The sequence below is a fragment of the Nocardiopsis sp. MG754419 genome (assembly GCF_018207095.1).
Taxonomy (GTDB): domain Bacteria; phylum Actinomycetota; class Actinomycetes; order Streptosporangiales; family Streptosporangiaceae; genus Nocardiopsis.
Map to the genome: position 1 here is coordinate 12,155 of NZ_QOCZ01000013.1, position 22,366 is coordinate 34,520.

At 71.0% G+C, this 22,366-nt stretch carries 18 protein-coding genes and 1 pseudogene; 4 read left to right on the forward strand and 15 right to left on the reverse strand.

All coding sequences use genetic code 11. The features are described from left to right. Positions 1-91: 91 nt before the first annotated feature. Positions 92-1,057: pseudogene (locus DSY14_RS04190) on the forward strand (TAXI family TRAP transporter solute-binding subunit); the annotation flags it as partial. A 91-nt stretch (positions 1,058-1,148) separates the two neighbouring features. Here the strand turns inward: DSY14_RS04190 and DSY14_RS04195 are convergent. The 3 genes from DSY14_RS04195 to glpD form a co-directional block, all read right to left on the reverse strand. Beyond that, the gene (locus tag DSY14_RS04195) at positions 1,149-2,594 is read right to left on the reverse strand and encodes a HAMP domain-containing sensor histidine kinase (RefSeq protein WP_249187308.1); all 1,446 of its coding nucleotides are present in this window, start codon (positions 2,592-2,594) and stop codon (positions 1,149-1,151) included. A gap of 20 nt (positions 2,595-2,614) precedes the next feature. Continuing rightward, the gene (locus DSY14_RS04200) at positions 2,615-3,331 is read right to left on the reverse strand and encodes a response regulator transcription factor (protein ID WP_211715103.1); all 717 of its coding nucleotides are present in this window, start codon (positions 3,329-3,331) and stop codon (positions 2,615-2,617) included. A gap of 155 nt (positions 3,332-3,486) precedes the next feature. Beyond that, the gene (gene glpD, locus DSY14_RS04205) at positions 3,487-5,220 is read right to left on the reverse strand and encodes a glycerol-3-phosphate dehydrogenase (protein ID WP_211715104.1); all 1,734 of its coding nucleotides are present in this window, start codon (positions 5,218-5,220) and stop codon (positions 3,487-3,489) included. A gap of 443 nt (positions 5,221-5,663) precedes the next feature. Here glpD and DSY14_RS04210 point away from each other — a divergent pair, with 443 nt between their 5' ends. Beyond that, positions 5,664-6,047 (forward strand): STAS/SEC14 domain-containing protein, encoded by a 384-nt coding sequence (locus DSY14_RS04210; protein ID WP_211715105.1) that lies wholly within the window; start codon positions 5,664-5,666, stop codon positions 6,045-6,047. Here the strand turns inward: DSY14_RS04210 and DSY14_RS04215 are convergent. The 6 genes from DSY14_RS04215 to groES form a co-directional block, all read right to left on the reverse strand. Further along, positions 6,029-6,904, reverse strand: a complete 876-nt coding sequence (locus DSY14_RS04215) for a lytic transglycosylase domain-containing protein (protein WP_211715106.1) — start codon at positions 6,902-6,904, stop codon at positions 6,029-6,031. The genes DSY14_RS04210 and DSY14_RS04215 overlap by 19 nt on opposite strands. Before the next feature lie 171 nt (positions 6,905-7,075). Further along, on the reverse strand, positions 7,076-8,182 hold the full coding sequence (locus tag DSY14_RS04220; protein WP_211715140.1) for a GuaB3 family IMP dehydrogenase-related protein: 1,107 nt from the start codon (positions 8,180-8,182) through the stop codon (positions 7,076-7,078). A 142-nt stretch (positions 8,183-8,324) separates the two neighbouring features. After that, a complete protein-coding gene (gene guaB / locus DSY14_RS04225) occupies positions 8,325-9,815 on the reverse strand; it encodes an IMP dehydrogenase (protein ID WP_211715107.1) in 1,491 nt (496 codons plus the stop codon). 294 nt (positions 9,816-10,109) lie between these two features. Next, entirely contained in the window at positions 10,110-10,712 is a 603-nt protein-coding gene (locus DSY14_RS04230) for a sigma-70 family RNA polymerase sigma factor (protein ID WP_374223979.1), read from the reverse strand. A gap of 319 nt (positions 10,713-11,031) precedes the next feature. After that, complete coding sequence (gene groL, locus DSY14_RS04235) at positions 11,032-12,636, reverse strand: chaperonin GroEL (RefSeq protein ID WP_211715109.1); 1,605 nt, start codon at positions 12,634-12,636, stop codon at positions 11,032-11,034. Between the two features lie 106 nt (positions 12,637-12,742). Then, positions 12,743-13,054, reverse strand: coding sequence for a co-chaperone GroES (gene groES, locus DSY14_RS04240; RefSeq protein ID WP_211715110.1), 312 nt, complete (start codon positions 13,052-13,054; stop codon positions 12,743-12,745). 227 nt (positions 13,055-13,281) lie between these two features. On the opposite strand from groES, the gene DSY14_RS04245 reads away from it, so the two are divergent. Both DSY14_RS04245 and DSY14_RS04250 read left to right on the forward strand, forming a co-directional pair. Continuing rightward, positions 13,282-14,556: an SAM-dependent methyltransferase gene (locus DSY14_RS04245; RefSeq protein WP_211715111.1), complete on the forward strand. Its 1,275-nt coding sequence runs from the start codon at positions 13,282-13,284 to the stop codon at positions 14,554-14,556. A 484-nt stretch (positions 14,557-15,040) separates the two neighbouring features. After that, positions 15,041-17,119: a hypothetical protein gene (locus DSY14_RS04250; RefSeq protein ID WP_211715112.1), complete on the forward strand. Its 2,079-nt coding sequence runs from the start codon at positions 15,041-15,043 to the stop codon at positions 17,117-17,119. A 71-nt stretch (positions 17,120-17,190) separates the two neighbouring features. On the opposite strand, the gene DSY14_RS04255 is transcribed toward DSY14_RS04250, so the two are convergent. The 6 genes from DSY14_RS04255 to alr all read right to left on the reverse strand — a co-directional run bounded on the left by DSY14_RS04255 (position 17,191) and on the right by alr (position 22,277). Beyond that, positions 17,191-18,147 (reverse strand): zinc-binding dehydrogenase, encoded by a 957-nt coding sequence (locus tag DSY14_RS04255; RefSeq protein WP_211715113.1) that lies wholly within the window; start codon positions 18,145-18,147, stop codon positions 17,191-17,193. 181 nt (positions 18,148-18,328) lie between these two features. Then, complete coding sequence (gene tsaD, locus DSY14_RS04260) at positions 18,329-19,360, reverse strand: tRNA (adenosine(37)-N6)-threonylcarbamoyltransferase complex transferase subunit TsaD (RefSeq protein WP_211715114.1); 1,032 nt, start codon at positions 19,358-19,360, stop codon at positions 18,329-18,331. Next, on the reverse strand, positions 19,353-19,814 hold the full coding sequence (gene rimI / locus DSY14_RS04265; RefSeq protein WP_211715115.1) for a ribosomal protein S18-alanine N-acetyltransferase: 462 nt from the start codon (positions 19,812-19,814) through the stop codon (positions 19,353-19,355). Before rimI ends, tsaD begins: the two co-directional genes overlap by 8 nt. A gap of 23 nt (positions 19,815-19,837) precedes the next feature. Next, positions 19,838-20,509, reverse strand: coding sequence for a tRNA (adenosine(37)-N6)-threonylcarbamoyltransferase complex dimerization subunit type 1 TsaB (gene tsaB / locus DSY14_RS04270; RefSeq protein ID WP_211715116.1), 672 nt, complete (start codon positions 20,507-20,509; stop codon positions 19,838-19,840). 11 nt (positions 20,510-20,520) lie between these two features. Further along, on the reverse strand, positions 20,521-21,033 hold the full coding sequence (gene tsaE / locus DSY14_RS04275) for a tRNA (adenosine(37)-N6)-threonylcarbamoyltransferase complex ATPase subunit type 1 TsaE (RefSeq protein WP_211715117.1): 513 nt from the start codon (positions 21,031-21,033) through the stop codon (positions 20,521-20,523). A gap of 116 nt (positions 21,034-21,149) precedes the next feature. Then, positions 21,150-22,277, reverse strand: a complete 1,128-nt coding sequence (gene alr / locus DSY14_RS04280) for an alanine racemase (RefSeq protein ID WP_211715118.1) — start codon at positions 22,275-22,277, stop codon at positions 21,150-21,152. Positions 22,278-22,366 lie beyond the last annotated feature (89 nt).

Sequence of the window (22,366 nt, forward strand, 5' to 3'; positions counted from 1 at the left end):
ACAGGTAACTCGGTGGGTCTGATTTGAGCCTCTCCTGAGGTTCGCCCCCGGTTGGTATTGTTTGAGCATGGCGCGGCCTCCCACTCACCGTATGTGGGCGATCACCCGAGCCCTGACCGCCTGTCTGTTGGCCGTCTCCTTGCTCTCCTGGTCGCATCCTCCACGCACGGATCCACTCCGCCTGGCCATCGGCACGGGCGGTGCCGGCGGTGTGTACCACGTCTATGGAGCGGGGCTGGCGCGCGTGACCGGACCCGACCCGGACACCCACATCACCGCGCTGACCACCGCCGCGAGTGTGGAGAACAATCGGCTGGTCGCCTCCGGTTCGCTGGACGTCGCCTTCAGCCTGGCCGACGTGGCCTCGTTGGCGGTCAAGGGCGAGGGACCGTTCGAGCGGCCGCTGCCCATCACGGCGATCGCGCGCCTCTACGACAACCACACGCACGTGGTGGTGCGCGCGGACTCCCCCTACGAACGCGTCGCCGACCTGGCCGGCGGCACGGTGTCGGTGGGGGCGATGGGCTCGGGCACCGAGATGATGGCCGAACGGCTGCTGAGCGCGGCCGGCCTGGAGGAGGGGCCCCGGACCGCCCCCAGCGCGCCGTCCCTGGACGAGGAACCGCTCCGGGACCTGGACGACCCGGAGGACCCGGACACCTCGGACCCCTCGGACGTGACGCGCCTGCGGCTGTCCATCGGCAGTTCGGCCACGGCCCTGGAGGAGGGACGCATCGACGCGTTCTTCTGGTCGGGCGGTCTGCCCACCCAGGCCGTCTCCGACCTGGCCGCCCGGTTCCCGATCCGCCTGCTGGACCTGTCCGAACACGTCCCGAGCCTGGTGGAGGACTACGGGGAGTTCTACTCCGAGCTGCCGGTCCCGGCGGGCACCTACGAGGACGTGCCGACGGTGCGCACCATAGGGGTTCCGAGTCTGTTGGTGGCCGGCTCCCAGATGCCGGACCGGACCGCCGAGGAGTTCACCCGGATCCTGTTCGAGTCGCAGAACGCCCTGGTCGAGATCCACCCGGTCGCCCTCCACCTGCACCCCCGGTCGGCGATCGCGACCCTGCCCGTCCCGCTGCATCCGGGCGCCACCACCTACTACCGCTCGGTGAAGTACGCCTTCGACGAGCCCAGGCTCCGCCTCAGTCCGTCGCCGGCGAGCCCGGGGCCCGCTCGTCGGTCATCGGCAGGCGGATCCGTGCGTCGATGCCGTGCGGCAGCGCCGGACGCAGGGTCAGGTCCGCCCCCTGGAGCTCCAGCAGGGTGACGACGATGGACAGCCCGAGTCCGGAGCCCCCGGCCCCGCCCCCGCCGTCCCGCCAGAAGGGTTCGGTGGCGTGGTCGAGCTGTTCGACGGGCAGCCCCGGCCCGTCGTCCACCACGCGCACGTGCAGGTGACCGTGGCCGTCCTCGTCCAGGACCGGCCCGTCCACGCGCACGACGATCCGGACCCCCTTGCCGCCGAACTTCAGGGCGTTGTCGATGAGCACGTCGAGGGCCTGGTCGAGGGTGCCCTCCACGCACCGCACCAACACGCCCGAGGCGCCCTCACAGACCAGTTCCGCCTCCGCCCGGTCGGCGATGGGGCTCCACGCCTCCACGCGGTCCTCCACGACCTCACGCGCGTCCTCCCACACCGTGGAGTGCTCGGCGTCCTCGGCCCGCGCCAGGGTGAGCAGACCGTCGCAGATCCGCGTCAGCCGGTCCACCTCGTCCAGGGCCAGGCGATGGTCCTGCGCGCCCTCCGGCCCCAGGTGACGGGCCAGCCCGTCCACCCGCAGCCGTAGAGCGGCCAGCGGGTTGCGCACCTGGTGCCCGGCGTAGGCGACGAAGGTGCGCTGGCTCTCCAGCATGGAGGTGATGGTGTCGGCCATCTGGTTGAAGGACTCCCCCAGCCGGCGCAGTTCCTCGGGTCCGGCCGCAGTGCGGACCCGGGTGTCGAGGTCTCCGCCGCTCACCGCGCGCGTGGCCTCGTCCAGGTCGTCGATGGGCCGCAGGATCCACCGTGTGAGCGGACCCGCCGAGGCGATACCGGCCAGCATGAGCCCGGTGACCACCATCCAGGCCACCGCCCACTGCAGCAGGGTGGCGCGGCGCAGGGACTCGGTGGAGGAGACCGTGACGGCGGCGCCGACCACCTCGCCGGACCGACCGATGGGCTCGGCGACGATGAGCGGGCCGTCCTGCCAGGGCCAGACCACGGTGTCCGAACCCATCCGGTTGCCGGCCAGCGCGGTGCGCACCGGGCCGGGCACCCGTTCGCCGCCGTCGGGCCAGCCGTCCGGGTCCAGGTCGGCCAGCGTCAGTCCGGGCCGGGAGGAGGCCACGACCTGACCGTCGCGGTCCACCACCACGGCGACGATCCCGTACACCTCGTCATAGGCGGCGAGTTCGCCGGAGAGCGTGCCCTCGCTGCCGGTGAGCACGCTGGGCTCGGCCAGGCCCGCGAAACGGGCGGTGTCGTTGATGCGGTCCAACAACATGTCCGAGGTGCCGCGCGCGGCGATGCTGACGCACAACGGCACGGCCAGTGCCAGGCACGCCGCCACCAGGAGGGTGACGTAGACCGTCACCAGTCGTCTGCGCATGCGCCGAGACCACCGGTCCCTCAGGTCCGGGACACGCGCGCGGCCGCGGCCGCCGCGTGCCGACCGTCGGCGGGGGCTCCGACCGCCAGGCGGTAACCGACGCCGCGGACGGTCTGGATGAGCCGGGGCACCCCCAGCTTGGAACGCAGGGTGCCGATGTGGACCTCCAGGGTGCGCAGCGTGCCCGGCCAGGAGGTCTGCCACACCCGCAACAGCAGGTGCTCACGAGAGACGACGCCGCCGGCCTCCCGGATCAACGCCACGAGCAGGTCGAACTCCTTGCGCGTGAGATCGACGGGGCGTCCCTCGCAGGTGACGGTGCGGGTGCTGGTGTCCGCCCGGAGCGGCCCGGCCGACAGGGCGGTCCCCACGCGCTTGCGCGTGCGACGCAGCACCGCCTCCATGCGCGCGCAGAGTTCCTCGATCGCCAGGGGCTTGACCACGTAGTCGTCGGCGCCCGAGCGCAGACCGAGGACCCGATCGCGCTGCCGCCCCCGCGCGGTGACCATGATGATGGCGGTGTCCCCGAAGTCCTGGCGTTCGCGCAGGGCCCGGCACAGGTCGATGCCGTCCATGTCCGGCAGGCCGAGGTCGAGCAGGACGACGTCCGCCGGGGTCGCGGCGAGCGCGTCCCCGGCGGTCCGGACCTGCGCGACCTCGTAGCCGTGCGCCTCGAGCGCCCCGGCGAGGGCGTCGGCGAGCCGGACGTCGTCCTCGACGAGCAGCACCTTGATCATGTCCGAGGGTCCTTCGGAGGGGTGTGCGTAACAGAGCGGTAATACGCACCCTAACCGGACCATGTGCCATGCACCACAACGGAATGATCAGCGCTGTGTAACGGTGTCGATTCATATCGTAGTTCGACGCCCGGCGCCACCGGCCGAAAGTCCCCTCAGGAACGGCCTCCCGGCCTTCCGGGGTGCACGTCCGGCACGATCTCCGGAGCACCGTGTTGGACCGCGTCCGCCTCCTGATCGGTGTCCTGTTCCTGGGCGGAGCGTTCGGCCTCGATGCCCTTGCGGTAGTACTCCACCTCGCGTTCCACCTGTTCCTTCTTCCACCCCAGGGGGCCGGCCATGAGATCGGCGGCCTCCGCGGCGGCGGCGATCCCCCGGTCCCAGGTCTCGAAGGAGATACGGGTGCGTCGGGACAGGACGTCCTCCAGGTGACGGGCGCCCTCGGCCTCCACCGCGTAGACGACCTCCGCCCTCAGGTAGTCCTCGGAACCCTCCAGCGGTCGGCCCAGGTCCGGGCGTTCCCTGATGAGGTCGAGGACGTCGTGGACCTGGGACCCGAACCGGCGCAGCAGGTGCGTGATCCGTGAGACGTGCAGCCCGGAGTCACGGGCGAGCCGGTGCCGCTGGTTGTACAGAGCGGCGTAGCCGTCCGCGCCCGTCAGGGGCAGCTTGTCGGTGACCGAGTCCGCGATCGCCCCGCCCAGACCGTGCGCCACCGCGTCCACCGCGTCCTTGGCCATGACGCGGTAGGTGGTGTACTTGCCGCCGGCGATGAGCACGAGACCCGGCACGGGATGCGCGACGGTGTGCTCGCGGGACAGTTTGGAGGTCTCCTCCGACTCCCCAGAGAGCAGCGGCCGCAGCCCGGCGTAGACGCCCTCCACGTCGTCGTGGGTCAGGGGCGTGCGCAGCACCTGGTTGACGTGGTCCAGAACGTAGTCGATGTCGCTGCGGCTGGCGGCCGGGTTCTCCTTGTCCAGGTCCCATGGGGTGTCGGTGGTGCCGATGATCCAGTGGCGGCCCCACGGAATGACGAACAGCACGCTCTTCTCGGTCTGCAGGATCATCCCGGACGAGGCCTGGATGCGGTCGCGGGGCACCACCAGGTGCACGCCCTTGGACGCGCTGACGTGGACCTGACCACGACCGCCGACCATCTCCTGGATGTCGTCGGTCCACACGCCCGCGGCGTTGACCACCTGCCGGGCGCGGATACGGACCTTCTCGCCGCTCTCCAGGTCGGCGGCGTGCGCCCCGACCACGTGTTCGCCCTCGCGCAGGAACTCGACCGCCTGCACCCGTGAGGCGATCTTGGCGCCCAGCCCGGCCGCCGTCCGCAGGACCGTGGTCACGAAGCGCGCGTCGTCGACCTGGCAGTCCCAGTACTGGATGGCCCCGGCCAGAGCGCTGCGCTTGAGCGCCGGGAAGACCCGCATCGCCCCGGACCTGCTCAGGTGTCGGTGCGTGGGCAGTCCCCGGTTGTTGCGCGAGGTCAGGGCGAGGGTGTCGTAGAGGGTGACGCCCGCGCCGATGTAGAACCGCTCCCAGTGGTGCTGGAACGGGAAGAGGAACGGGACCGGCCGCACCAGGTGCGGGGCGATCGTCGTGAGCAGGAGCCCGCGCTCCTGCAGCGCTTCACGGACCAGTTCGAAATCGAACTGCTCCAGGTAACGCAGGCCGCCGTGGATGAGTTTGCTGGATCTACTGGAGGTGCCGGAAGCGAAGTCGCGGGCCTCGATCAGGCCCGTGGACAGTCCGCGTGAGACCGCGTCCAGGGCGATGCCCGCCCCGACGATGCCACCCCCGACGACGAGGACGTCGAGCTCCTCGTCCGCCATGGATGCCAGTGCAGCCGTGCGCCCCTTCGGTCCCAACCAGGTGGTCGCCATGGGTCGTCCTCCGTCTCGATGGGTCTTCCTCCCAGGCGCATACCCGCCCGGAGCCCCGTCCATAGGACCGATCGGTGTGGCGACCGACCGATGGGCCTCAGGCTAACCGGGCCACCCCGCGCACTCGTGAAGCCACACGGGGAGGCACACGAGTTCTCCCTGGTCGGCGAGCGGCGGATCACCAGGGCCGGGAACGCCGGCCCCGCGAGGGCCACACCCACGTGGTTCGGCGCACAGGCTCCGGTCCGGCGGCCACGGCGCCTCGGGGCCTTCTCCCGGGAGCCGCGGGGTCGGGCACGCTCCTTGGCCCGCGGTGCCGGCGCTGCGGGGCGGCACCGTCTTCGCGTGGACGGGCTCGCGCACGTGCTCCGCCCGGGCGGCATGGTCGACGCCCCGAACGGGTAGGTGCGCCGGCACAGCGGCATTGGGGAAACGGAGGAACCGTGTACAGGAGACTGGACTCGGGCGAGGACGCCGTCCTGGCCTTCGAGGTCGAGGGCACCATCGCGCACAGCGCCTTCGAGGAGGTTCTGGGCGACGTACGTCGGGCCATCGACCGGTTCGGCGCGGTACGCCTCCTGCTCCGGGTCCACGGGTGGCCGACCACGGAGACCCCCACCCTGGGCGAACGCCTCCGTTTCGCCCGAGAGCACCACGCCGACATCGAGCGCTACGCGGTGGTGGGCGACAGCAGGGCGATCGGCTACCTCACCACGCTGGCGGACGCGTTCGTCGACATGGATCTGCGCTTCTTCGAGATCGAGAACGAGTCGGCGGCGTGGGCGTGGCTCCGGGACGAGGGAACGCCTCAGGAGGCGTCGGCGTAGGCGTGGGCGTAGGCCAGGACGTCGTCCCGGTAGGACACGGACCGGTTGTAGGTGAAGATGGCCTCTTCCCAGTCCTCGGTCGTGGCCAGGTCGCGCTCGTTCGCGCACAGGTAGCGGGCGGCGGAGAGGGCCGCGTCGTCGATGTGGTGCGGGTCGGCGTCGCCACCGGTCGGTGACTCGCCCCACCGCGCCCAGGTGCTCGGGATGAACTGCATCGGCCCGACCGCGCGGTCCCACTCGGTGTCGCCGTCCAGCTCACCGCCGTCGGTGTCGGGGATGGCGCGGGTGTTGTTGGTGCCGTCGAGCGGGATGCCGATCACGTCCACGGTGGTCGTGCCGTCCGAGCCGATCTCACCACCGGCGTAGGTGCCGTGCCGGGACTCGACGAACCCGATGCCCGCCAGGGTCGTCCAGGTCATGCCGCACTCCGGTTGGTCATCGTCGACCACCAGCTGCGCGCTCGCGTACCCCTCCAGGGCACGGCGGGGGATCCCGGTGCTCGCGGCGACCTCGTCCAGCCACGTGTCGTCGGGGCGGAGCCGGCCGAGATCGGGCCCCGAACGCTCGTCCGCGCCGGCCTCGGCCGGTTCACCGGCCTCGTCGTCGGCGCGCGCCGTCACCCCGGCGTTCTCGGGGGGTCCGGTCAGTTCGTCGTGCGGCGCGGTGGCGATGGTCCCGTCCGAGGGGTCGGGGGTGGAGGCGCTCGGCGCCTCCCAGCTGTTGAGCGCGCTGGAGACGCGGCCCACCAGGACCACGACCCCCACGGTCACCAACAGACACACGACCAGCGTGAGGCTGACCGCGATCAACGGCCCGCGGCCGCGACGCCGTCGGGCACCGTTCATGCTGTCACCCATACGGTCCTCCCCATGAAAAGGTCACCGATACATCACGAGACAACAAAACTCGCCCTATGGTCGCACACGGTCGCAAGCCGATCGCACAGGCGTGTGCAGGAACGAAGGACGCCCCGCCGGTGGCGGGGCGTCCGAACGCGGGCCGACGCGGGGGCCGGACCTGGGGTGTCTCTAACGGTGCGGGTTGACGACGACCTCGACCCGCTGGAACTCCTTGAGGTCGGTGTAACCCGAGGTCGCCATGGTCCGGCGCAGGGCGCCCATGAGGTTCATGGAGCCGTCGCTGGTGGAGGCGGGACCGTGCAGGATGGACTTGAGGTCGCCGATGGTGCCGACCTCGACCCGCTCACCGCGCGGGAGCTCACCGTGATGGGCCTCACTGCCCCAGTGGTAGCCGCGGCCCGGCGCCTCGGTGGCGCGGGCCAGCGGGGAACCGACCATGACGGCGTCGGCGCCACAGGCCAGGGCCTTGGCGATGTCACCGCTGCCGGTCATGCCGCCGTCGGCGATGACGTGCACGTAGCGGCCACCGGACTCGTCCAGGTAGTCGCGGCGCGCCGCGGCGACGTCACCGATGGCGCTGGCCATGGGGACCGCCACACCCAGCACCGAACGGGTGGTGTGGCCGGAGCCGCCGCCGAAGCCGACGAGCACGCCGGCGGCGCCGGTGCGCATCAGGTGCAGGGCGGCGGTGTAGGTGGCGCAGCCGCCGACCACGACCGGCACGTCGAGGTCGTAGATGAACTGCTTGAGGTTGAGCGGTTCGGCCCGACCCGAGACGTGCTCGGCGGAGACGGTGGTACCGCGGATCACGAAGATGTCCACGCCCGCGTCCACGACCGCCTTGTGGTACTGGGCGGTGCGCTGCGGCGACAGGCGCGCGGCGGTGACCAGACCGGCGTCGCGGATCTCCTCGATCCGGCGGCCGATCAGCTCCTCCTGGATGGGGGCGGCGTAGATCTCCTGGAGTCGCTTGGTGGCGGCGACGTCGTCGAGTTCACGGATCTCCTGGAGCAGCGGCTCCGGGTCCTCGTACCGCGTCCACAGACCCTCCAGGTCGAGGACGCCGAGTCCGCCCTGCTCACCCACCGCGACGACGGTCTTGGGTGAGGCGACGCTGTCCATGGGGCTGACCACCAGGGGCGTCTCGAACCGGTAGGCGTCGATCTGCCAGGAGATCGACACCTCCTCCGGGTCGCGGGTCCGCCGAGCGGGCACGATCCCGATCTCGTCGAGTTCGTAGGCGCGACGCCCGTTCTTGCCCAGCCCGATCTCCACCTGAGCCAACGCTTCGATTCCCCTCTGACGTGCGGCACCGATCGGTCGACCGGCGCGATGAACGCGCAGGCGAGTCTATCCGCCCACGAACACCGTCTCACTTCCCGGCGTCCACGCGTGGTCCGGCGGTCCCGCCCGCGGTTCAGCGGGTGTTGTAGTTAGGCGCTTCCACGGTCATCTTGATGTCGTGCGGGTGGCTCTCGCGCAGACCGGCGCTGGTGATCCGCATGAGCTGACCGCGCTCGCGCAGTTCGTCGACGGTGCGGGTGCCCGCGTACCACATGGACTGGTGCAGACCGCCGATGAGCTGGTGGGCCACGGCGGAGAGCGGGCCGCGGAAGGGCACCTGGCCCTCGATGCCCTCGGGGACCAGCTTGTCCTCGGAGGAGACGTCGGCCTGGGCGTAGCGGTCCTTGGAGAAGGAACGGCCGCGCATGGCGCCCAGCGAACCCATGCCCCGGTAGGCCTTGAACTGCTTGCCGTTGATGAAGATGAGCTCGCCGGGGCTCTCCTCCACGCCGGCGAGGAGGCTGCCGAGCATGACGGTGCCGGCGCCGGCGGTGATGGCCTTGGCGATCTCACCGGAGTACTGCAGGCCGCCGTCGGCGATGAGCGGAACGCCCGCCGGGCCACAGGCCTTGGCGGCCTGCAGGATGGCCGTGAGCTGCGGGGCTCCCACACCGGCGACCACACGGGTGGTGCAGATGGAGCCCGGCCCCACACCGACCTTGACGGCGTCGGCACCGGCGTCGATGAGCAGCTGGGCTCCGGCGCGGGTGGCGATGTTGCCGGCGACGATGTCGGCGCGGGAGTTGGCCTTGAGCTTGGCGATCATGTCGGCGAGCCCGGCGGAGTGACCGTGCGCGGTGTCCACCACGATGAAGTCGACCCCGGCGTCGATGAGCAGCTTGGCGCGCTCCTCGGCCGCGTCGCCCACGCCCACGGCGCCACCGACGACGAGGCGGCCGTCCGCGTCCTTGGTGGCGTCGGGGAACTGCTCGCTCTTGATGAAGTCCTTGACGGTGATGAGGCCGCGGAGGCGGTTGTCGGCGTCCACCAGGGGGAGCTTCTCGACCTTGTGCTCACGCAGCAGCTGGAAGGCGTCGTCACGGCTGACCCCGACCGGCGCGGTGATGAGGTTCTCGGTCGTCATGACCTCGCGCACCAGACGGGAGCGGTCGTCCTCGAAGCGCATGTCGCGGTTGGTGACGATGCCCACGAGCGTGCCCCGGGCGTCGGTGACCGGCACACCGGAGATCCGGTAGTGGGCGCACAGGCGCTCGACCTCGGCGAGGTCGTCCTCGGGCTGACAGGTGACCGGGTCGGTGACCATACCGGCCTCGGAACGCTTCACCAGGTCGACCTGGCCGGCCTGCTCCTCGGCGGAGAGGTTGCGGTGCAGGACGCCCGCGCCGCCCTGGCGGGCCATGGCCACGGCCATGCGGGCCTCGGTCACGGTGTCCATCGCGGCCGACAACAGCGGGATGCTGAGTTCGATGTTGCGGGACAGGCGCGTGCGGGTGTCGACGTCACCGGGCTGGAGGTCGGAGTAGGCCGGCACCAGCAGGACGTCGTCGTAGGTCAGCCCCGGCGGGAGCAGTTTGTCCCCGTAGTCGCTGTAGTCCTGGCTCATGACACAACCTCCGCTGTTGACCGGCAACACCTGCGCGGATCGCCCCCGCGTGTCGTCTCATCCTAGGTCGTCGTCCCATGCGCCCCAGGTGGATCGGCCCGTTTGCCCTGCCGCCGCGGGCCGGAAGTGCGCAACGTCACCGTGGAACCGGGGCGAAGATCACCGAGGGGTCACCGGGGTGAGGCGCCGGGATAACGGCAGTACCCCCGGGAGCGCACCGGCCGCGAGAACGCGAGGCGGTTCGGACACGTGCGCCGTCCGGGTCCGGGCCCACGCCCGTGTTCGAGCGAGGACCTATGGGAGGACGCGGTTCGCCAGGGCCACCTTCCGAAGCCGAGCGATAGCTCGGTGCTGGGCAACCCGTACCGCCCCTGCCGACATTCCAAGGAGATGTCCCGTCTCGTCCGCTGTCAGTCCTGTGATCACCCGCATCAGCAGTAGTCTGCGCTGCTGTTCGGGCAACTCGTCGAGGAGTTCCCTGGCCCGCTGCGCCTCGATGACGCGCACGGCGGCCTCCTCGGGCCCCGGTCCGTCGTCCGGCTGTTCGGGCACGGCGTCGGTGGGGACCGTCTCCACGCGCCCGGCCACCCTGAGGGTGTCGGCGACCTTGTGCGCCGCGATGCCGAACACGAACGACGCGAAGGGCCTGCCCCGGTCCTGGTAGCGCGGGATGGCCGACAGCAGGGCGATGCAGACCTCCTGCGCGACGTCGTCGGAGTAGTGCGCGAGCCCCGAGACCCGTGCCAGCCGTCTATGGCAGTAACGCACGACCATGGGCCGGACCTCACGCAACAGTGAGTCCATGGCACCGTGGTCACCCCGTACGGCGAGCGACCCGAGATGGTTCAAGCCCGTTTCGCGCACTTCGGGGTCCGCCCCCTCGTACCCTCCGGGCATCCCTGGCCGCTGCGCGGTAACGCCCCCCCGGGCGCCTGCATCCGTCACGTTAGGAATGATGCCCGCACCACGGGACCTCACCACTCCAATCGGCGGCTACGGAATGATCACATTTTGGGAAAATAGCCCGAAACCACCACAGTGTCGGGGCTCTTTCGACCCCTCTCCGTGGTAGTGAACCGCCCCACCCCGTCGCTTTCACGGTGTGGGCCGCCACCACCGCGAGGTGGGCGAAAGCGAGCGGGGGCGGGACACCGTGGCGCCCCGCCCCCGAGGCCGGCGTGGACGGAATCACCCACGCCGGACCGTCTCGACCCCGCTAGTGGGCGTGGCCGTGACCGTCGTCCTCGGCGTCCTCGGGCTTGTCCGCCACCAGCACCTCGGTGGTCAGCAGCATGCCCGCGATGGAGGCGGCGTTCTGGACGGCGGAGCGGGAGACCTTGACCGGGTCGAGGATGCCCTCACCGGTCAGGTCGCCGTAGGTCCCGGTCGCGGCGTTGAAGCCGTGACCGACCTCCAGCTCGGAGATGCGGTGGGTGACGACGTAACCCTCGGCACCCGCGTTCTCCGCGATCCAGCGGGCCGGCTCGACCAGCGCGCGGCGAACGATGGACACACCGGTCGCCTCGTCGCCGGTCAGGCCCAGGTCGCCCAGAGCGGTGGAGGCGTGCACCAGGGAGGCGCCGCCACCGGCGACGATGCCCTCCTCGATGGCCGCGCGGGTCGCCGAGATGGCGTCCTCGAGGCGGTGCTTCTTCTCCTTGAGCTCGACCTCGGTGGCCGCGCCCACGCGCAGCACCGAGACGCCGCCCGCGAGCTTGGCCAGGCGCTCCTGGAGCTTCTCACGGTCCCAGTCGGAGTCGCTGGCCTCGATCTCGTTGCGGATCTGGCGCACGCGGTCGTCGACCTCGGCCTGCGCACCGGCACCGTCGACGAGGGTGGTGTCGTCCTTGGTGATGGTGATGCGACGGGCGGTGCCCAGCACGTCCAGCTCGGCGTTCTCCAGGGTCAGGCCGACCTCCTCGGAGATGACCTGGCCGCCGGTGAGCACCGCGATGTCCTGGAGCATGGCCTTGCGACGCTCGCCGAAGCCGGGCGCCTTGACCGCGGCGACGTTGAGCGCGCCGCGCATCTTGTTGAGCACCAGGGCGCCCAGGGCGTCGCCCTCGACGTCCTCGGCGATGATGAGCAGCGGCTTCTTGCTCTGGACGACCTTCTCCAGGAGCGGCAGCAGCTCGTTGAGGTTGCCGATCTTGCCCTGGCTGATGAGGATGAGGGCATCCTCCAGCACGGCCTCCTGGCGGTCCCCGTCGGTGACGAAGTACGGGGAGATGTAGCCCTTGTCGAACTGCAGGCCCTCGGTGAAGTCGAGGTCCAGACCGAAGGTCGGGGACTCCTCGACGGTGATGACACCGTCCTTGCCGACCTTGTCGAACGCCTCGGCGATCAGGTCGCCGATCTGGGCGTCCTGCGCGGAGTTGGTCGCCACGTAGGCGATGTCCGAGCGCTCCTTGATCGGCACGGCGCGCTCGAGCAGGGTCTGCGACACCTGCTGGGCGGCGGCGTCGATGCCCTTCTTCAGGGACATCGGGGAGGCGCCGGCTGCGACGCTGCGCAGGCCCTCGCGGACCAGCGCCTGCGCCAGCACGGTGGCGGTGGTGGTGCCGTCACCCGCGGCGTCGTTGGTCTTGGTGGCGACCTCCTTGACCAGCTGGGCGCCCAGGTTCTCGTAGGGCTCGTCCAGCTCGATCTCACGGGCGACGGTCACGCCGTCGTTCGTGATGGTGGGGGCGCCGAACTTCTTGTCGATGACGACGTTGCGGCCACGCGGGCCCAGCGTCACCTTGACGGCGTCGGCGAGGCGGTCCACGCCCCGCTCGAGTGCGCGGCGGGCGCCGTCCTCGAACTCCAGGATCTTCGGCATCTGTGGTGTTCCCTCTTACCGGTGTGCGGTCAATAACGAGGACATCCCGCCCCGCCCGGCTTCGAGGGCCGACCGGTGCGGGATGTCGAGGATCGAAGGTCGAGAACTACTTCTCGACGACCGCGAGGAGGTCGCGGGCGGAGAGGACGAGGTACTCCTCGCCGTCGTACTTGACCTCGGTGCCGCCGTACTTGCTGTACAGAACGACGTCGCCGACCTTCACGTCCAGCGGGATGCGCTTGTCGCCCTCGTCGTCCCAGCGACCGGGGCCCACGGCCAGGACCTGCCCCTCCTGGGGCTTCTCCTTGGCGGTGTCCGGGATGACCAGACCGGAGGCGGTGGTCTGCTCGGCCTCCAGGGTCTTGACCACGACGCGGTCCTCGAGCGGCTTCAGCACGGTCTTGGTGGCGGTCGACACGGTGTGACCTCCCCCTTCAAGGTTTCGGTGTCCTGAACATCGGCCCGTGCGGAAGCACGGACCGAATATGTAAAAGGGGCGACCGCGGCGGCCTGTCGTCGCGGGTGCCAGACCGGCCTCGTCGCGGTTAGCACTCTACCCCCGAGAGTGCCAGAATGGAAATGTGGCGGGGGGCCAGGTCATGCGGGCGGGCTCGCCACCTCGTCGTGCCCAACGCTGGAGGATCCATGCACCTTCCCGCCTTCTCGGCCCTGCTCACCGACGCGGGGCGCGCGGTCCTGGCGGAGGTGGACCCCTCGGCGGTGGCCGCGGATCCCCTGGCGACCGCCTCCCGGCTGCGCGCCGACCCGGCGGTGGCCGCGCTGGACCCGGACCTCCCGGTCTCCGAACTGGTCAACGCACTGATGACCCAGGTGGGGCTCCGGGAGCGCGGGCGCGCCAAGTTCGGCGACCGCGCCGCCCACATGTTCTTCACCCCCCACGGCCTGGAACAGTCCACCCGGGGCTCGGTGGCGGCCTACCGCGCCGCACGGGTCGCCGACGTGGCCGGGACCGTCCTGGGGCACGCCGGCTCCGACGAGGCGACCGCGGGCGACCTGTGCTGTGGTGTGGGGGCCGACCTGCTGGCCCTGGCCGCCGAGGGCGTCCCGGTGGAGGGGGTGGACGCCGACCCGCTGACGGTGGCGGTGGCCCGCGCCAACATCGCGGCGCTCGGGGTGGCCGATCTCGCACGTGTGCGTCGGGGCGACGTGAACGAGGCCGACCGGGGCGCCTATCCCCTGGTCTTCTGCGACCCGGCCCGGCGAGGCGGGCGTGGCCGGGTGTTCGACCCGTCGGCCTACTCACCTCCGTGGAACGTGGCCACCGCGTTGGCGGAGGCGGCCGGAGCGGCCTGCCTGAAGGCGGCTCCCGGTATCCCGCACGAGGTCCTGTCGCCGGCCGCCTCCGCCGAGTGGATCTCGGTGGACGGCGAACTCAAGGAGACGGCCCTGTGGTTCGGGGCCCTGGCCGAGGGGCCACGACGACGCGCCACGGTGCTGCACGAACGCCCCGGCCTGCGGGCGGCCGAGGGGTCGATCGCGCACCTGGACGCCAAACCGGACCTGGGCCCCGCACCGGTGGCCGCGGCGCGGCGGTACCTGTACGACCCGGACCCGGCGGTGGTGCGCTCCCACCTGGTGGCGGAGGCGGCCGCACGGGTGGACGGGGCTCTGCTGGACGAGCGCATCGCGTACTTCACCTCGGATCGGGCCGAGGTCTCCCCCCTGTGGCGGGTGCTGGAGGTGGTGGAGTGCGCGCCGTTCTCGCTGAAGCGACTGCGCTCCTCGGTGCGGGCGCACGGGGCGGGCACGATCACGATCAAGAAGCGGGGTTCGGCGGTGGACACCGAGAAACTCCGCCGGGACCTGAAGCCCTCCGGGTCGGCATCGATGACGGTCGTGCTCACCCGCATCGGGGAGAAACCGTTCTCCCTGCTCTGCCGGGAGACCATCGGCGCGTAGAGGTCGGCCCCGCGCACCGGGCCACCGGCGTGTTCCGCGCACACGGCCCCGCCGCAGGAGACGCAAGGGACGCCCGGCTCCCCGGACCGAAGCGCAGCGGAGACCCCGAGCGGGTACACCGGACGCCCAATCGTGCGCATGACGCCCACACCGCGCGGACCATATCGTTACCTCACACATCGACATCTTTGGCGGTCCCCGCTGGTTGCTCCGGGTGATGTCGTTAAACTGGCGACCGCTGCATTCTTTCCCTTCTCATGGGTTCCCCCGGAAGGCCGTGCTTGTTGGTTCCGCATCGCGGTTCAGCCTGCACAGTGCCCACGCCTCCTATGTGTACGCAGAGTCACACTTTCGTCACAGTGGGACACAGATGGCGCGAAACGCCGCCCGCCCGGGGACCATCGAGAACCCGCCCTCCCGGAAACCTCCACCGTCCGATGAACCGGGCGAGGGCGGGAGCGCCAGAACCATAAGGAGCACCTCGGTGGAACAGACCAATCACAACTTCCTCAATGGGGGAGGTCAGGCCGGTGTCTCCGACCGGATGCGCGACCTCCTGTCCCAGGCCGCCCAGGAACACGTCTCGGAACAGAAGTCCCAGGGTGCCGTCAGCGAGGAGATGCGCCAGCGCCTCGAGGGAATGGAGTGGCTGCTCCGCGAACTACGCGAGCGTGAGCTCACCTCCCTCTCCGAGTCCATCACCGCGGTCGACGGTCGGATCGACGACTTCCTGGCCCGTCCGCCGGAGTGGGCCGAGGCCCTCGCCGAGCACATCGAGGTCGTCGGACAACAGGTCAAGCCCCTCTCGGACATGTCGTCCCTGCGCGCGGACACCCACCGCATCGCCGGGCACCTCGACACCGCGCTGACCCGTCTCCAGCGCATGGGCGAGACCGGCACCCGCACGGCCGAGCAGGTCGTGGAGGTCGGCGAGCGCGTCACCTCGCTGAGCGAGACCGTCGGCACCCGCTTGGACGCCCTGGACACCGCCCTGGAGACCCTCCACGGACGGACCGAGGCCATCGAGGCCGCCCTCTCCGCGCTGGACACCACCCTCGGCGAGCGCCACGAGGAGCTCACCGGCACCCTGACCGAGAGCAAGGACGCTCTGGACAGCGCGGTCGAGCAGACCCGTGAGGCCGTCCGGGAGAGCCGCGCCGAGATCACTTCCACCCTCGGGGAGCGCACCGCCGAGCTGCGCACCCTCGTGGAGGAGAGCGTCACCGAGCAGAACGAGACCCTGCTGGCCCGTCTCCAGGAGAACACCGGCGAACTGGGCGAGCGCCACGAGGCGCTGGCCGAGGGACTCAAGGACCTCACCACGGCCTCGGAGGAGCGTCACACGAGCCTCACCGAGGAGCTCAAGGCCCTGGCCACCGCGTCCGGCGAGCGCCACGACGGCCTCGACGCCGCGCTGAAGTCGGTCGAGACCGCCGCCGCAGAGCGGCACGAGGCCCTCAGCGGCAAGTTCACCGAGAGCGTCGGTCACCTCAGCACCCAGGCCGAGGAGAACCACGCCGAGACCACCGCGGCCGTCGCCGACGTCACCGGGACCCTCTCCAAGCTGCGGGAGAACCACGAGTCCTCCCTCAACGACCTGCGCACCCACCTGCGTCAGCGGCTGTCCGAACTGGACGAACAGATCGAGCTGGGTCGGACCGAGACCCGCGAGCACGCCGAGACCACCGCGCAGAGCCTGCGCGAGACCGTCGGCAAGCGTGCCGACGCCCTGGCCGCCAAGGTCGCCGAGGACACCGAGAAGACCGCCACGGACCTGGCCGAGCTGCGCACCTCCGTCCAGGAGGCGCACGAGCGGCTCGCCACGGAGTCCGAGGAGCGGCACCAGACGCTCACCGAGGCCCTCACCGAGCAGACCGAGAGCCACCGGGGCGCGCTCGACGAGCGGCTGGAGCGGCACCGCGAGGCCCTCACCGGCAAGGTGGACAACCACCTGTCGCAGATCACCGGCAAGGTCGACCACGAACTGGGCCGGCTCACCGACCGGTTCGACACCTTCGAGGGTCACTTCGAGGGCAGCTTCGAGAGCGTCGAGGGCAAGATCGACCGGGTGGACGGGCGTCTGGACGGCGTCAACGGTCGCCTGGACGGCATCGACGGCCGGGTCAACGGCGTCGAGGGCAAGTTCGAGGGCGTCAGCGGCCACTTCGAGGGCGTCGACGGTCGCATGGAGGCCATCGACGACCGGCTGGAGGCGCTCAACCAGCGCCTCAACCAGCTCCCGCAGACCCTGGAGGTCAGTGAGGTGCACCGTCGCCTCACCGAGCTGGTGGACCGCCCGATGCCCGACCACGCCGACAAGCTCGACGAGATCGACACGCACGTCACCACCGCGGTGGAGCCCGTCCTGCGCGAGCTCAAGCAGCGTCCGGACCGCCACGAGTTCGAGGAGACCGTGACCGAGGCGGTGGAGAACTCGCACGACGACATCACCAAGCGGTTCGCCTCCCTGGAGGAGACGGTGCTGGCCCTGGCCGAGGCGCTGCTGCGTCCGGGCCGTGAGGGCAAGAAGAAGCGTCGCCGCGACGAGGACGACGACGAGTAGTCACCTGCCCGATCACCCGACGGGATGAGCGCGGGGCCCGGAGCGATCACGCTCCGGGCCCCGCCGCACGTTCAGGGGGTCAGCACGATCTTGCCGAAGAGCCGGCCCTCCTCCATCGCCCGGAAGCCCTCCACGGCCTCCTTGAGCGGCAGCACCCGATCGATCGCCGGCCGGATGCCGGTGCGCACGCACATCTCGGTGAGGGCCGCCAGCTCCTCCTTGGTGCCCATCGTCGAACCCAGCACCCGCAGTTGCAGGAAGAACACCCGGGACAGCTCGGCGGGCGACGCGTCACCGCTGGTGGCCCCGCAGGTGACGATGGCGCCCCCCGGCTTGAGCGCGCGGATCGAGTGCTTCCAGGTGGCCTGACCCACCGAGTCGAACACCACGTCGACCTTCTCCGGAAGCCGCTCGCCCGGCGGAAGCGCCGCGTAGGCGCCCAGTTCCAGGGCCTTGGCGCGCTTGGTCTCGTCACGACCGGTCACGTAGACCCGGTGGCCGACCCGGGCCGCCAGGGTGATGAGCGCGACCGAGACGCCACCGCCGGCACCCTGGACCAGCACGGTGGAGCCGGGGCGCAGGTCGGCCTTGCCGAACAGCATGCTGTACGCGGTCAGCCAGGCGGTGGGCAGGCAGGCGGCTTCCTCGAAGGACAGTTCCGGGGGCTTGGGGACGAGGTTCTCCCGGGGCACGAGCACCTTCTCGGCGAGTGTGCCGTCGTGGATCTCCGAGAGCAGGGAGAACCGCGGCGACTTCCCCGGCACCGCCGGCTCGGTGATCACGCTGTGCACGATCACCTCGTTGCCGTCCTCGTCGATCCCGGCGGCGTCGCCGCCCAGGATCATCGGAAGGCGGTCCTCCTGCAGCGCGACGCCGCGCAGGCTCCAGATGTCGTGGTGGTTGAGCGCGGCGGCCCTGACCTGGACGGTCGTCCACCCCTCGCGGGGTTCGGGGTCGGGGCGCTCACCGACCTCCAGGCCGGAGAGGGGGTCGTCGAACGAGATGCGGGCTGCGGTGATGGCGAACATGCCCATACCCAACCACGCCGCCCGAGCCGGATTCCAGAGCCGGTGCGTCGCACCACCGCTCCACGGGCACCACTCCCCGGGCGCGACGCCGCCTCGAAGACGAGCGGCCCGCCCACCGGTCACGAGCTCGCACACGGCCGAGGGCCCCGCCGTGTCCACGACGGGGCCCTCGATCCACGGCTCACACGGCCAGCGGGTACTCCACCGGCAGGGAGGTGTCGGTCGCCAACCCCAACGACGACGGCGGCAGGCCCGCCTTCACCACCTCGGCGCCCAGCGCGGCGATCATCGCCCCGTTGTCGGTGCACAGGCGGGGCCGGGGGACCCGCAGCTCGATACCGGCCTCCGCGCAGCGCTGTCCGGCCAGGGCCCGCAGCGCCGAGTTGGCGGCCACACCGCCACTGATCACCAGGGTGCTCACCCCGTGCTCCACGCAGGCGTCGACGGCCTTGCGGGTCAGTACGTCCACGACCGACTCCTGGAAGGCGGCGGCGATGTCGGCGACCACCAGGGGATCGCCCCGACGGTCGGCGTCCTCCACGTGGCGCGCCACGGCGGTCTTCAGCCCGGAGAAGGAGAAGTCGTAGGTGCCGTCGCCCCACTTACCGCGGGGGAAGCGGAGGGACTTGGGGTTGCCGCGCTGCGCGGCCTGGTCGATGGGCGGACCGCCCGGATAGGGCAGTTCGAGGAGCCTGGCGACCTTGTCGTAGGCCTCCCCCGCGGCGTCGTCGACGGTGTCGCCGAGCGAGACCACGTCCGTGGCCAGGTCGTTGACCAGCAGCAGCGAGGTGTGCCCGCCCGACACCAGCAGGGCGATCGACGGCTTGGGCAGCGGTCCGTGCTCCAACTGGTCCACGGCCACGTGACCGACCAGGTGGTTGACCCCGTACAGGGGCTTGTCGAGGGCCATGGCGTAGGCCTTGGCCGCGGACACCCCCACCAACAGGGCACCGGCCAGGCCGGGGCCGGCGGTGACGGCGACCGCGTCGACGTCGGCCAGGGTGACCCCGGCCCCCTCCAGCGCGCGGCGCACCGTGGGCGTCATCGCCTCCAGGTGGGCGCGGCTGGCCACCTCGGGGACGACCCCGCCGAACCGCACGTGCTGGTCGACGCTGGAGGCCACCGAGTCCCCGAGCAGTTCACAGCCGCGCACCAGCGCGACCCCGGTCTCGTCACAGGACGTCTCGATCCCCAGGATCAACGGCTCACTCATGGGTTCCCCCCTCCGGAACCTCGGGGGTTCCCTCCTCCTCGACGCGACGCATGACGATGGCGTCCGCACCCTGGTAATAGCCCCGTCGCACACCGATCTCGACGAAGCCGAAACGTCGGTACAGGTCCTGGGCGCGCGGGTTGTCCGAGCGCACCTCCAGGAACGTCCGCGTGACACCGCGCTCGGCGCCCTGCGCGAGGAGTTCGGTGAGCAGGGCCCGACCGATCCCCCTCCCCCAGGACGTCTCCGCCACGGCCATGGTCTGTACGTCGCCCTCGGGCGGCACGAAACGCAGTCCGGCGTAGCCGACGAGCCCGTCGTCGGACTCGGCCACCACGTAGTGACGGGTGGCGGTCTCGGCGAGTTCGTCGCGCAGCATGCCCTCGCTCCAGGCGTCGAGCGGGAACAGCCGCCGTTCCAGGTCGAGGACGGCCGGGACGTCTCCGTCGGTCATCGGACGCAGGGTCGGCCGCTCGGTCACTTCACCCACTGGCGGACCTTCTTCGGCGCACCGGGTTCGACGGCGTCGGGCCGGCGCAGGTAGAGGGGGTTGGGGTCGGGGAGCTTCTCCCCGCGGTGCAGACGCAGCAGCGCCAGTTCGGCCATGGCGGCGGCGTCCGGCAGGTACGGCTCCTCGGCGGGGGCGCCCAGGGCCTCGGTGTACATGCGGGCGCCGTCCCCGACCAGGGGCAGCCCCTCGGTGTCGATCTCCGAGGGCCGGTCGACCCGCACCCCGCCCACACGGGTGAGGTGGTCGTCGTAGCGCGCCCAGAACACCTCCTTGCGGCGGGCGTCGGTCATGCCGAGGAAGGGGTCGGTGCGCTTGGTGGCGAAGGCCAGCGCGTCCAGGGTGACCACACCGTGGCACGGGATGCCCAGGGCGTCGGCGAGCGCGTGGCCGGTGGCCAGACCGACCCGCAGGCCCGTGTAGGGGCCCGGGCCCACACCCACGGCGACGTGGTCGAGGTCGGCGAGGGTGAGCCCGGCCTCGGTGAGCAGCTCCTGCACCGTGGGGGTGAGGAGTTCGCCGTGGCGCCGGGCGTCCACGGATCCCGCGCTCGCACGCAGGGTGAAGGCGCCGTCGGTGTCGGTCTCACCGATGGCTGCGGTGACCGCCGGGGTGGCGGTGTCGAAGGCCAGGAGCAGCACGGGTGTTCCGCCTATCCGCGCCCGGCCGCGGTGCCGGGCAGGTCGATGTCGGCCCACCGGGCGCCGACCGGGCGCAGGTGGACGGTGCGGGTGTCGTCGGGGTGACGTTCGATCCGGATCCCGAGCCGGTCGTCGGACAGTCCCTCCGCCACGTCCTCGCCCCACTCGACGACGGTGACGGACTCCGGGAGGGTCATGTCCAGATCGATGTCGTCGATCTCGTCGGGACCGCCGAGCCGGTAGGCGTCCACGTGCACCAGGGCGGGTCCGCCGTTCAGGGACGGGTGGATCCGGGAGATGACGAAGGTGGGCGAGGTGACCGATCCGCGGACCCCCAGGCCCTGGCCGAGACCCTGGGTGAAGGTGGTCTTGCCCGCGCCCAGGGGCCCCGAGAGGATCAGCAGGTCTCCGGGGCGGGTGAGCGCGGCGAGGTCACGGCCGAGGGCGCGCATGGCATCGTCGGTGGCGGCGGTGACCGCGTGGACGTGGGGCACGCCGGTGGTGGTGGCTGTGGTGTTGGTCATGTGACTCGCAGCTGGTTCCGGTGGTGGATGCGGGCGGCCGTGGGTCGCGTCGAAGTTCCCTCTTCACCCAGGTTAGGTGGGGTGGGGGACGTTCGTGACCGATATCGGCGAATGCGTCACGGACCGCCGACGTACTCGCGCGGCACGCGCGCACCGATCCGCGTGACGATCTCGTACGGGATGGTGTCCAGGACCTCGGCCCAGTCCTCGGCGGTGGGAGCGTCGGTGAGCTCGCCCGGATCGCCGAACAGTACCGCGTACTCGCCGGCCGCCACGGTGTCGTTCTCGATATCGACAACGAACTGGTCCATGCAGACTGTTCCCGCGATGATGCGCCGGCGTCCACCGATGAGCACGGGACCCTTGTTGGTGGCGGCCCGGGGGACGCCGTCGGCGTAACCCAGGGGCACCAGGGCCAGGGAGGTCTCGCTCTCGGTCACGTATCGGTGACCATAGGAGACGCCGCTGCCGGCGGGGACCCGCTTGGTGAGGGCGACCTTCGAGGCGAGGGTCATCGCGGGCCGCAATCCGGGCACGTCAAAACCGGGAATCGGACAGAGACCATAACTCGCGATCCCACCGCGGACGAGATCGAAGCGGGCCTCGGGCAGGGTCAGCAGCGCGGCCGAGTTGGCGATGTGCCGGACCTCGGGGCGCAGCCCCGCCTTCTCGACGATCTCCAGCGCCTCGTGGAACACGTCCAGCTGTGCCCGGATCGACGGGTGTCCCGGCTCGTCGGCGCAGGCGAAGTGCGACCACACCCCGGTGACCTTGAGGATCCCCTCCTCCTCCGCCAGGGCCGCGGCCGCGACCACCGGCTCCCAGTCGGCGCGGGCCACGCCACCGCGGTTGAGCCCGGAGTCGGCCTTGAGCTGGACACGGGCCACCCCGCCCCGACGTCGGGCCTGGTCGATCACCTCGTCCAGCACCGCGCGGTCGCTGACCCCGAGGTCGATGTCGGCCTCGATGGCCTCCCCCACGGGTTCGCCCGGCGGGATGATCCAGGACATCACCGGGACGGTGATGCCGGCCCGGCGCAGTTCCAGGGCCTCCTTGATGAACGCGGTGCCCAACCAGGTCGCCCCGCCCGCGACGAGGGCCCGGGCCGCCGGAAGCATGCCGTGCCCGTACCCGTCGGCCTTGACCACACCCATGAGAGGTGTCCCTCCGGCCAGCTCGCGGAGCAGCCGGGCGTTGGAGGTGATCGCGTCCAGGTTGACGCGGGCGTGCGCGAAAGGAGCCATGACCACAGTGTTCCACGCTCGGGTTACCGCCACGGAGCTGCGGGTATGTGGGCTACGACCGAATTACCACCCTATTCCAGGGATATCGG

Excerpts from the sequence above, each read along its gene's own strand:
- DSY14_RS04195 (WP_249187308.1), bottom strand. The coding sequence starts at position 2,594 with ATGCGCAGACGACTGGTGACGGTCTACGTCACCCTCCTGGTGGCGGCG.
- DSY14_RS04200 (WP_211715103.1), bottom strand. The coding sequence starts at position 3,331 with ATGATCAAGGTGCTGCTCGTCGAGGACGACGTCCGGCTCGCCGACGCC.
- glpD (WP_211715104.1), bottom strand. The coding sequence starts at position 5,220 with ATGGCGACCACCTGGTTGGGACCGAAGGGGCGCACGGCTGCACTGGCA.
- DSY14_RS04215 (WP_211715106.1), bottom strand. The coding sequence starts at position 6,904 with ATGGGTGACAGCATGAACGGTGCCCGACGGCGTCGCGGCCGCGGGCCG.
- guaB (WP_211715107.1), bottom strand. The coding sequence starts at position 9,815 with ATGAGCCAGGACTACAGCGACTACGGGGACAAACTGCTCCCGCCGGGG.
- DSY14_RS04230 (WP_374223979.1), bottom strand. The coding sequence starts at position 10,712 with ATGCCCGGAGGGTACGAGGGGGCGGACCCCGAAGTGCGCGAAACGGGC.
- groL (WP_211715109.1), bottom strand. The coding sequence starts at position 12,636 with ATGCCGAAGATCCTGGAGTTCGAGGACGGCGCCCGCCGCGCACTCGAG.
- DSY14_RS04245 (WP_211715111.1), top strand. The coding sequence starts at position 13,282 with ATGCACCTTCCCGCCTTCTCGGCCCTGCTCACCGACGCGGGGCGCGCG.
- DSY14_RS04255 (WP_211715113.1), bottom strand. The coding sequence starts at position 18,147 with ATGTTCGCCATCACCGCAGCCCGCATCTCGTTCGACGACCCCCTCTCC.
- tsaD (WP_211715114.1), bottom strand. The coding sequence starts at position 19,360 with ATGAGTGAGCCGTTGATCCTGGGGATCGAGACGTCCTGTGACGAGACC.
- rimI (WP_211715115.1), bottom strand. The coding sequence starts at position 19,814 with ATGACCGACGGAGACGTCCCGGCCGTCCTCGACCTGGAACGGCGGCTG.
- tsaE (WP_211715117.1), bottom strand. The coding sequence starts at position 21,033 with ATGACCAACACCACAGCCACCACCACCGGCGTGCCCCACGTCCACGCG.
- alr (WP_211715118.1), bottom strand. The coding sequence starts at position 22,277 with ATGGCTCCTTTCGCGCACGCCCGCGTCAACCTGGACGCGATCACCTCC.